The 10,632-nt window shown below is 62.1% G+C and carries 9 protein-coding genes and 1 pseudogene; 8 read left to right on the top strand and 2 right to left on the bottom strand.

Features of this window, described 5'->3' with window-relative positions:
* The 7 genes and pseudogenes from EN935_RS09830 to EN935_RS09800 form a co-directional block, all read left to right on the top strand.
* Window positions 1-448 (top strand): annotated as a pseudogene (locus EN935_RS09830) (NAD(P)/FAD-dependent oxidoreductase); the annotation flags it as partial.
* Window positions 449-532: 84 nt separating this feature from the next.
* Window positions 533-1,426, top strand: a complete 894-nt coding sequence (locus EN935_RS09825; RefSeq protein WP_127262857.1) for an FAD binding domain-containing protein — start codon at window positions 533-535, stop codon at window positions 1,424-1,426.
* Window positions 1,427-1,442: 16 nt separating this feature from the next.
* On the top strand, window positions 1,443-1,910 hold the full coding sequence (locus EN935_RS09820) for a (2Fe-2S)-binding protein (protein WP_245468690.1): 468 nt from the start codon (window positions 1,443-1,445) through the stop codon (window positions 1,908-1,910).
* A gap of 8 nt (window positions 1,911-1,918) precedes the next feature.
* A complete protein-coding gene (locus EN935_RS09815) occupies window positions 1,919-2,461 on the top strand; it encodes an SRPBCC domain-containing protein (protein WP_127262859.1) in 543 nt (180 codons plus the stop codon).
* Window positions 2,458-4,902 (top strand): xanthine dehydrogenase family protein molybdopterin-binding subunit, encoded by a 2,445-nt coding sequence (locus EN935_RS09810; protein WP_127262860.1) that lies wholly within the window; start codon window positions 2,458-2,460, stop codon window positions 4,900-4,902. Before EN935_RS09815 ends, EN935_RS09810 begins: the two co-directional genes overlap by 4 nt.
* Before the next feature lie 49 nt (window positions 4,903-4,951).
* Entirely contained in the window at window positions 4,952-5,899 is a 948-nt protein-coding gene (locus EN935_RS09805; protein ID WP_127262861.1) for a LysR family transcriptional regulator, read from the top strand.
* A gap of 279 nt (window positions 5,900-6,178) precedes the next feature.
* Entirely contained in the window at window positions 6,179-6,955 is a 777-nt protein-coding gene (locus EN935_RS09800; protein WP_127262862.1) for an FCD domain-containing protein, read from the top strand.
* Window positions 6,956-7,138: 183 nt separating this feature from the next.
* On the opposite strand, the gene EN935_RS09795 is transcribed toward EN935_RS09800, so the two are convergent.
* Window positions 7,139-8,086, bottom strand: coding sequence for an amidohydrolase family protein (locus tag EN935_RS09795; protein WP_127262863.1), 948 nt, complete (start codon window positions 8,084-8,086; stop codon window positions 7,139-7,141).
* A gap of 6 nt (window positions 8,087-8,092) precedes the next feature.
* Window positions 8,093-9,670 (bottom strand): FAD-dependent monooxygenase, encoded by a 1,578-nt coding sequence (locus EN935_RS09790; protein ID WP_245468692.1) that lies wholly within the window; start codon window positions 9,668-9,670, stop codon window positions 8,093-8,095.
* A 213-nt stretch (window positions 9,671-9,883) separates the two neighbouring features.
* Between EN935_RS09790 and EN935_RS09785 the strand changes: the two genes are divergently transcribed.
* Window positions 9,884-10,632 (top strand): molybdopterin cofactor-binding domain-containing protein (locus EN935_RS09785; protein ID WP_164771064.1); only part of this gene is annotated, 749 nt, incomplete at its 3' end.

The raw sequence follows: 10,632 nt of genomic DNA, 5'->3' as shown, positions 1-10,632 counted from the left end.
CACCGGGATATCCCATGCGTTGCATCTACGTCCTGAGCTTGCCGGCATCGCCAATGAGATCGCCACCTGGAACGACGTCTTCATGCCGCCCGCGGATGAGGCGGACGCCTACCTGGGTCGAGCACCTTATCTGGGCGCGGGCTTTGAGTTTCAGGAACGCAGGCCCGGAGTGGCACCTTATCTGCGTCGCATTCATAATTTCAGCTATGGCGCGACCCTCAGCATGGGGTTGTCGGCGGCCTCCATCAGCGGCATGCGCTACGGCATCCCCCGCTTGGTGCGGGGCGTCGTCGGAGATTTGTTCAGGGAAGATCAGGACAGGCATTTCGCGTCCCTGCTCGCTTACAGCGACGAGGAGATCTCAACGCTGGAATTGCCAGATGACCCATCGCTCATTCCCGGTCCGCCGACAGCGACCACCCGGGACACAACCGAGGCGTCGGTTTGATCTTGATGGCGGGATATGACGCCTTCGCCTTGGGCGGTTCCAGAAACCTTGCGCTCTCCAGAGGCTTTCTCCGAAAGGAAATCCATGTACCCCGCGCCATTCAATTTCATCAGGGCGGGGAGCTTCTCGGAAGCTTCCGCGGTTCTGGCGGCCGATCCGGACGCCAAGGCGATTGCTGGTGGGCAAACCCTGATCCCAATGATGAAGCTGCGTCTGCTGAAGCCGGCCCTGCTCGTTGACCTGCGCGGAATTTCCGGCGCGCGCGACATCGCACTCGGCGCCGCCGCCGTCGAGATCGGTGCCCTGGCGACCCATGTGGACATTGCAGGCTCGGACGTTGCTGAACGCTTCAGCATTCTGCGCGACTGCGGACAGGGCATCGCCGACACGCAAGTTCGCAACATGGGCACGATCGGCGGATCACTGGCCGAGGCTGATCCCTGCAGCTGCTGGCCGGCGCTGCTGGTCGCGCTCGATGCACAGGTCTTGTGCGAAGGTCGCGACAGCCGGCGTGTCCAAGGCGTGCGCGAACTGCTGGAGGACGCTTACACACCGGCCCTGGAGCCCGGCGAACTGATCACGCGCGTCGCCATAGCCCGCCAGGCGTTGGAGGGCTACGGCACATTCGTTGCCTTCAAGCGTTGCGCACCGGCCTATCCGACGGCGAGCTGTGCCATGCAGATCGCCTATGACGGTGATCGGATCGCGAGCCTGCGCATGGGCTTCGGTTGCCTCGGCCTGACCGCGCTTGCCTTCGACGAGGGAAACGACATCGCCGCCGGCAGACAGGTCACCGAGAACTTGGTCGAAGAAGTAGCCGAAGCCGCATCGATCTTCGTCGAGCCCTTCGCCGACGCAAAGGGTACGGAGGAATACAAGCGGCAACTCGCGCGTGGCCTGGTCAAACGCGCATTTGGCATCGTCGAGGCACGCCGTCTCGGGCGCCCCGCAGTGGAGACACATCAATATTATGGCTGAGTATCCGACTGTGCGCATGGCCCTGAAGCTGAACGGTCACCAACTGCAATTTGAAGTCGAGCCGCGGACCCTCCTGGTGGAGCTAATCCGCGAGAACGCCGGTCTGACCGGCACGCATGTGGGCTGCGATACCAGCTATTGCGGCGCCTGTACGGTGGTCGTCGACGGCCGCTCGGCCAAGTCCTGCACGGTGCTCGCGCTGCAGGCCGATGGCGCAGAAGTCACCACGGTGGAGGGACTTGAAACGCCTGAAGGCCTGCATGTCCTGCAGCAGTCCTTTGCGGAAAATCATGCGTTGCAGTGCGGCTTCTGCACGCCCGGCTTCCTGATGTCGGCGCTGGCGCTGCTCAGCGTCAATGCCGATCCCGACGAGGCCGCCATCCGCAAAGCCTTTAGCGGCAATACCTGCCGCTGCACCGGCTATCTCCCGATCATCGCGGCGGTTAAGGCCGCCGCCGTCAAGCTCAAGGAAACCGCACAATGAAAGTAGACATGGACGGCAATTTCGAGGTGACTGCGTCGCCTGCGGAAACCTTCGTCTTCATCACCGAGCCGCGGACTTTTGCTCCGATCCTCCCCTATTTCAAGGAACTGCATTCGGTCGAAGGCGACGGCTTTGGCGTGCTCCTCGAAGTGGGCGTCCCACAGATCCGGGGGCAAGCCGATGTCGCGGCGCGCCGTGTCGAGTCAGTGCCAAACGAACGCGTGGTCTACACAATCAATGGTCGCCATGCGCTGGGTATGATCGACGCGCGCATGACCTTCGTCATCGAGCCCCTCGACGCGGGCTCGCGGGTGAATTGGACGAGCGAAGGCACCGTCAGCGGCACGCTCGCATCCCTGGCGCAGGGCATCCTGCTGCCGCTGGCGCGACGTCAGGTCAAATCACTGGTCGTGGCGGTGCAAAAGGAGCTCGGCGTAGTGCAACCCGAACCGGCTGCCTCGGCTAGCCTGATGAAGCGCTCGGTCACCTCGATGAAAGGGCTGTTCGGCGCCACAAGGGCGAAAAGCCCGAACGAGGATCTGCCATCATGAGCAACGACAAGCCCATCGTGCGGCGCGAGGACGGCCGCCTGATCCGCGGACGTGGCCGCTTCGTCGACGACGAAGGATCACGCGCACTTCATTGCAAGCTGGTGCGCTCGCCCTATGCGCATGCGCGTATACTGGGCATGGACACAAGCCGCGCCGAGTCGCTGCCGGGAGTGGCCTGCGTCCTAACCGGCGCGGAAGTACGCGAGCTAACCAATCGCTTCCCACAGATGGCACCGGAGCCGACCAGCCGTATCAGCGACTATTGCATGGCAACCGAACGGGTGCGCTTTCAAGGGGAGCCCGTCGCAGCTGTCGTGGCGACAAGCGCCGCCATTGCCAGTGACGGCGTAGAACTCGTGCGCGTCGACTACGACCCCTTGCCGGTCGTCGTTGATGCAGTTGCCTCGCTGGGGGTCGATGCGCCAATCCTTCACGATGAATCGGGGACCAATCAAACCTGGGGCTCGCTGTTCGACTGGGGAGACGTGGACGGCGCCTTTGACAGCGCCGATGTCGTCGTCGAGATCGACCGGCTGAAGTTCCACCGTTTCTCGAGCACGCCGCTCGAGGGATTTGCCGGTCTCGTCACCTGGGAGCCGACCGGGCGGGTGGACATGCTGTGCAACCTGATCCAGCCGGGCGTGGCGATGAAGTTTATCGCACCCGCGCTGCGGATCTCGCCCGAGCAGCTACGCATCCGCACGCAAGACATCGGCGGCGGCTTCGGCATCAAGCAGAACCTCTATCCTTATCTGATGATCGCGGCGCTGTGCTCGCGCAAGGTGGGCTATCGCCCAGTGAAGTGGATCGAGGAGAGACGCGAGCACCTGCAGGGCAGCGCACATGGCAACGAGCGCACCTTCCTGGACATCCGTGTAGCGCTCACGGCCGATGGCGAGATCACCGCAGTGGACGCGCGGCATGTCGACGACTGCGGTGCCTATCCGCGCTATGAGCCTCTCGGCGCTGTCATCTGGAGCCAGGTTGCCCCGGCCTCTTACCGATTGCAGAACCTGCGTGTCGATTTCCGCCAGGCAATGACCAACAAATGCCCCGTGGGACCCAACCGCGGCTTTTCGCGAATGCAGAATGTCTGGTTCCTCGAGCGGGTGATCGACATCTGCGCCCATGAGATGGGCATCGCACCCGATGTCATGCGCAAGCGCAACTATGTCCCCGAAATGCCATGGACCACGCCCAACGGCTGCGTCTACGATTCCGGGGACTACGGCGCTATGCTGGAAATGGCGAAGGACCTGATCGGCTGGGACGATTGGATCGCCAAGCGCGACGCCTGGCGCGCCGAGGGCCGGATCGTCGGCATCGGGATCGGCACGGCGCTGGATTCCGGCACCAACAATTTCGGCCAGTCGCGCATCGTCAATCCGAACTCGCCGCTCTCCGGCAATTCGGAGGTGGCCAATGTGCGCCTGGGCGTGGATGGGACAGTCACCGTCTCCGTCGGTTCGGTGCCGCAGGGGCAGAGCCACGAAACGATCGCCGCGCAGGTTGTCGGTCAGGAGTTGGGTATATCCTCCGATCTGGTTCTGGTCGCCATCGGCTTCGATTCAGAGCGCATGTCGCACAACAACCATTCGGGCACCTATGCCTCGCAATTCGCGGTGACGAGCCTCGGCGCCATCCATGGCGCCGTGGAGAAGTTGAGGGAGGAATTGCTGCGGGCCGGCAGCTATTTCCTGGGCCAGCCTGCCGAAACGCTGAGGGTAGGGACTTTCGATGGCGTCGCCTCGGTGGCCGCGCCTGACGGGCAGTCGGTTTCGCTGGCGCGGATCTCGAACCTCGTCAACGCTCAGAGCGCCGAGCTTCCACCTGAGCTTATGGATGTCTCGCTGAATTGCCGCCATGTCTATCGTGCACCGTTCCAGGTGCCGGACATCGAGAAGAAGTTCGGTAACCTGACGCTCACCTATGCTGCGCAGGTGCATGTCGCCGTGATCGAACTGGATCCGCTCACCTATAATATTCATGTCCACGACTATTCGATCGTTGACGACTGCGGCAAGGTCATCAACCATCAGATCGTCAAGGGCCAGGTGATCGGCGCGGCCGCTCATGGCTTTGGCGCCGCGCTGATGGAGTGCTTGAAATATGACGAGGCCGGCAACCTTCTGACCGCCACCTTCAGCGACTACTGCCCCCTCACGATCATGAACATGCCCAACCTGCACTACGGCAACCGTGAATCGCCTTCGCCCTTCACCTATAACGGCGCCAAAGGCATGGGCGAAGGCGGTGGCGGTCCGATCTTCGCGATCTCGTCTGCTTTACAGGATGCCGTAGCGACCACCGGGATGCGGCTCGACCAGTCGCATTACTCGCCCAGCGATATCCACGCGTTGCTCTCAGGCACTGCCGAAAGACGCGGTGCCAAGGTGTCAATGACGGTGCGAGCGCCATCACGCGAACCGTTGCCGGCGTGAAGGAGGGCGACTACGTTGGCCGATGTGCGGCCGTGCGAACGGAACCTAGATGACGCCATCGGGCACCTACCGCGACTTTCCAGCCGAAAGGCTGAGATATCTCTACGAATCCGTGCGCCTGGGCACGATGCGGGCGGCAAGCGATTTCCTCGACATGGCACCGTCCTCCATCAGCCGGCAGATCACCGCGCTGGAGAAGGAAATTGGCATCGAACTGATCGAGAAGAACCGGCATCGCGTGCTCCTGACCCCAGCCGGCGAGCGCCTGATCGAATATTACCGCGACCGCCTGGCGCAGCAGGAAGCCTTGGTCACAGACCTCGACGACCTCAAGGGACTGCGCACAGGTCATTTGAGGATTGCGGTGGGCACCGGGCTGATGCGTGTGGTTATCGCGCGGGCGGTGGCTGAGTACACGGCCAGGCTGCCCGGCGTTCGCATCGATGTCGTCTCGGCCCCCTCGCGCGCCGTCATATCGATGGTCCGCGACGACATGGCGCATTTCGGCGTGGTCATGGATGCACCTATCGATCCGCGCGTCTGGTCGCGGTCGGGTTTCCCCGAGCCTAACTATCTGATTGTCGCGCCGCACCATTCGCTGGCGTCGGCGTCCAAAATCGACATTCGCGATCTCGTCAATCAGCCCCTGATCCTGCCTGAAGGCGGGTTCCGTATTCGCGATGTGCTGTCCGAATTCGAGGCTAATCATGGCTTGTTTCTGGACACGCGGATCACCGCATCATCCGTCCAGTTCATAGCGGATGTGACCTCGGCGGGCACGGTCGCAACCATCATGCCGCTTGGCTGCGTTTCCGACTATGTCGAGGCGGGCCGACTGCTTGCGCTGCCGATCTCGAATCCGGAATTGAACACTGGACGAGTGAACATCGTCACACGCGTCGGCCGCCGCCTATCATCGGCCGCCATCGCGTTGCTAGATCTCTTGGAACGGCAGATGAAGAACCGCAGCCGACCGGAGCGGCGGCCCACCGTCTAGGCGCAGCAAACGAGTCAGAACTGCGCCACGCGGCGCTGGCCGGCTTCGCTGCGAGCCGTACAGCAGTCACAAATGCCAGGCAGGCGCATCGCACACGTAGATGTTGCTCCACGCGACGCTGCCTTTGGGCAGAAGTGGGACTGTCTTCGGGGCTGCTTTCGTCGGGATGTTGCAATCATGGACAAAATCCAACGCCGCCGTTGCCTGCTCGCATTTTACCTAATTGTGATGCTAAAGCGGACCTAAGCGATCGCAGGTGAGCGCCATTCGATCGCGCTGATGGAGAACCGCAAGATGCCGCCAAAAAAAGGATCGAGTGATGTCTCCCTCGCATTCCAAGCTTACGAGAGCCTGCGCAAGGATATCGTTACCTCCCAGTTTGAGCCCAACGCTCGATTGCGTCTGGATGAATTGCGTCTTCGCTACGGCGTGGGGCCTAGTCCCCTGCGGGAGGCGCTGATGCGCCTGGAGTCCGAAGGGCTCGTCCTCCTGGAGCCCAACAAGGGTTTCCGAGTCGTGCCTATCTCCAAGGATCATCTGATGGACGTGATGCACGTTCGAACCGAGATCGAGGTCCTCTGTCTGGGATGGTCAATCGACCAGGGCGGCGTGGAGTGGGAGTCCTCACTCGTCGGCGCCTTGCATCGGCTCAAGCGCTTCTCGAAGACGGCGGTCCCTTCGGCAAGTTCGTCCGACGACTGGCGCACTGCGCACCGGGCCTTCCATTCCGCGTTGATCTCGGCCTGCGGCTCGGAACTTCTAAGATCGTTTCACTCGGGGCTGTTCGACCAGGTCGAGCGCTATATTGCCATTTCAGTTGGTATCACCGACCAGCCGCGCGACGACATCTCCGAGCATGAGGGTTTGGTGCAGGCCGCGCTCGACCGGCAGACCGAGGAAGCGGTCGTGTTGCTGCGCCAGCATCATATGCGCACGCTCGACAAGCTCGTGACCCAGCTGTTCGGACCGGAAGGCGCTGCCCAGAAGGGCGCCCGCGGGAAGCCTACGGTCAAAAGCGCCGGCAGGGGCCGGTCCACCACGCTGGATCTTTCGTAGCAGTCGCTCGCAGCGGTGCGGGCGGGTAACGGGAAGGCGCGACTTGCATCATTGCAGCCTGGATCAAAGGCATCCGCGTCGAACGGATCAATTTCGATGCGCCGTTCGGGTTTCCAGCTGTTCATTTGGCCGGTGCTGCTCCGGCTGGCGGAACATGGCGGGAGGCGGCCGTGGGAGGCTTGCCTAGTGGAAAGCGTCGAGCAATCTCTGGGTGTTCGCGCCGAAGATATCGGCGGGACCGCTGCCAGCAAGTTGCGTGTCCGGTTCGAGCAGGCCCATCGGAAAGGGCCAGTCTGAACCGAAGACAATGTTGCCGCCTCCAAACACGTCCCTGGCAGCTGTCAGTGTGGCGTTGGAGTGGGTAACGCAATCGGCGTGGAAGCGCTTCAACTGAGCGCTCGGCGGCGCGATGCTCGTGTTGACGCCAGGGCGGTCGGTGCGGAAGCCTTGCTCCCATCGTCCTGCAAGCGCTGGCACCGTGCCGCCGCCATGTGACAGGAGCACCGTCAAGCCATCGAAGCGTGCAAGCGCATCGGAAAAGACCATGTGGGCGACCGCGATGCCGGTTTCCTGCGGGTTGCCGAGCAGGTTGGTGAGGTAGAAGGGTTCCAGCCGCTGGTCGTGGCTCTCGCCCGGATGCAGGAACAGCAGCGCGCCGCCGTCTGACAGGACGCGCCACAAACCGTCATACTCGGCTCGGGAGAGGAAGACGCCCGAGCCCGTCGAGGCGGTGAAGAGCTTGTTGCCAGCCGCCAGCCGCTCGGCTGCGATGCGCTCGGCCTCGCGCGGATGCTCGATCGGCAGGAAACAGACCGATGACAGCCGGTCCCGCAAGGGTTCGACGATTTCGTCAAGGCCTGCCGTCAGAGCGCGCGCCCATTCGCCGGCCGCTCCAGCCTCAAGATGCGGCCTGAACAACGGCGGCGGCGGCGAGACCCAAGCGCGACCGATGGAGAACCGGTCCATCCAGTCGATGAGCGCCGAGGGTCGGAAAAGCTGCTTCATGCCGATCGTCTTGCCGTCGATCAGAAGTTTTTCGGTTGCCGCATCCCATTCGATGCCTCGCACGCCCGACAGATGGCGCGATTGCACCGGTACGAGATGGGTATGCGTGTCCAGTACGATAGCCATGCTGTCCTAGTCCTTCTGCAGCGGGCGGGCGGGCATGGCCTTCGCAGCTTCGTCGCGAAAGGTGCCCTCGCTGCAGATCAGGACGATATGGTCGTCCGGCCGGACCAGCACCACGGACCCGTCTCCGACCCCCAGCCGCACGCGGAATGCGTCGCCGATATCAAGCAGCATGCGGGCGCGCAGAGGATCCGACGCCGGGATGTCCCAACGCGAAACCGCGAAATGGCGAAGGCGCTCACCGTCATCGGCGGGCATGTCTAGCCGGCGGCGGGCATCGCAGAAATGGAGCGCAAGGAAGTTCCCATCGATCAGATCATGAGCCCGCATCGGCTGGCCGTCCGGACCCTGCAGGCGGAAGTCGGGGAGCCGCTCGCCGACGCATGCGGGGGCAAGCTCGGTGCAGGCCATCGACCATGAGCCGGTGCCGTTGACGTCGAGACGCATGCCAAGCAATGAGCGCGTATATACATTGGCCCAGTCCGAGCCGGACATCACGTCAGTCGCATCGCCCCTGGCATCCATGAGATGCCGCGCGGCTTCCGCCATTTCGCCGGCACCCTTGACGGCGATAGTCTTCTGCTCCTGCTCGTAGCCGTCGAGCAGCGACTCGGGCGCAAGACCCTTGTGTACCCAAGCGAGGCGCCAAGGCAGGTTGTGCGCGTCGGTGGCGCCAGTGTTCAGGCCGAGTGCCCACATCGGCGTCAGCAGGTGGGCGGCATCACCCATCAGGAAGACCCGACCGTCGCGCCAGCTCGTCGCGACCCGATGATGCACACGGTAATTTGCGCTTTCCAGAATGACCGCTCCGTCGACATCGCCGATGAACTTGAAGACGCGGGCCTTCAGGTCCTCGGGCGTCGGCTGGGGCGCGTCCGGCGCCGCCGGAAAGACGAAGCGCCAACCATGCGGCTGACGCACAAGGATCATCCATTCCTTCGGATCGGAGAAATAGGTGAGATAGGGGTAGTCCCGTGGATTGGCGACATCGAGGTCGAGGTCGAGGTCGATGAGCGTATATCGCAGATCGAGGGACGTGCCTTCGACCTCCACGCCCATTTGTGCCCGTGCCGCGCTGCGCCCACCGTCGCAGGCCAAGAGGTAAGCGCCTCTGACCTCGACCAAACCCGCCTCGGTTTGGAAGGTCGCAACCACGCCGTAGGCATCCTGGCGATACTCGATCAGCTTGTGGTCGTACGAGATAACCTGCGGGCCCGCCCGCTCGGTCAGCGTTTGTGTCAGCAGCGGTTCCAACTGGTGCTGTGGCAGGTTTGCGAAGAATGGAAAGCGGGTTTCGGCATCGACTAGTCCCGTTCGCAGGGACAAGGTCAACTCGCCGGTGCTGCGCCTGAGCTCCCCTATCTCCTCGACGCGGATGGCTGCGCCGACGATGTTGTTCACGGCCCCATAGCGCCGCATGATTTCGAGTGTCCGAGGCAGGATCGTTCCAGCCTTCGTCATGATCGAGGGACCTGCATTAGCTTCGAAGACGCGCACGGGAACTCCGTAATGGCGCAGCCCAAGCGCCGTCAGCAGCCCGACCGGCCCGCCCCCGACAACGATGACAGGTAATTCTGACTCGGTCATGCCGATACTCCAGCTTGCACTTTCGCGCACAGGACCACTTCCTCATTTTAACGTCAATATGAAAAATCATCGATGATTTGCAAAATTAGAGAAAACACAGCAGATCATGGTTGACTCGCAAAATCTGCTATGACACGCTCATATCGTCGACCTTGGCCTCGATCCCCAAATGGCTTCGGCATGGTCCGAATTCGCAAGGCAATGGTGTAGTTGATGAATAGTTTTGAGCGGCGCGAAGATGCACGGCTGGTCAGGGGCACCGGACGCTTCGTTGACGATGACCATTCGGTAAGTCATCTTCATCTTGTTTTTGTAAGATCACCTTACGCACACGCGAATATTATTTCGATTGACCTTTCGGCTGCGCTAGCAGTGGAAGGTGTGGTTGCAGCCTTCACGGGTGAAGACGTCAAGGCGCTGACGGTCCCGTACCAGGAGTTTTCGCAAGGTCCGCTTGGGCCGATCATCGACTATGGCATTGCTGTCGAAACGGTGAAATTCCAAGGCGAGCCCGTGGTTTGCATCGTCGCGCGCTCACCCGAAATTGGGGTCGATGCAGGCGAGTTGGTGCATATCGAATACGAGCCGCTACCAGTCGTCATCGACGTCGAAGATGCGATTGCTGACAATGCAGTGATACATAAAGAGTCCGGTACCAATCTGGTCTGGGGTGGGAAATTCGACTGGGGTGACGTCGATGGGGCGTTCGCTTCAGCGGCCCACGTCGTCGAGATTGACAAGCTCTATTTCCATCGTTTCTCGAGCACGCCGCTCGAATGCTGCGGCGTTATCGCGCGATGGGATCGGGATGACGGCGTCGACTTTCTGACCGGTCTGATGCAGCCCGGTATCACGCAGCAATACATTGCGCCTGTCCTCGGGCTGCCGCCGGAGAAGATCCGCATCAGGACACGCGACATCGGCGGGGGCTTCGGGGTCAGGGAGGGGGAATTTACTTCAAC

The organism is Mesorhizobium sp. M7D.F.Ca.US.004.03.1.1 (assembly GCF_003998635.1).
Classification (GTDB): domain Bacteria; phylum Pseudomonadota; class Alphaproteobacteria; order Rhizobiales; family Rhizobiaceae; genus Mesorhizobium; species Mesorhizobium loti.
This window is presented reverse-complemented; position numbering and strand designations above follow the sequence as displayed.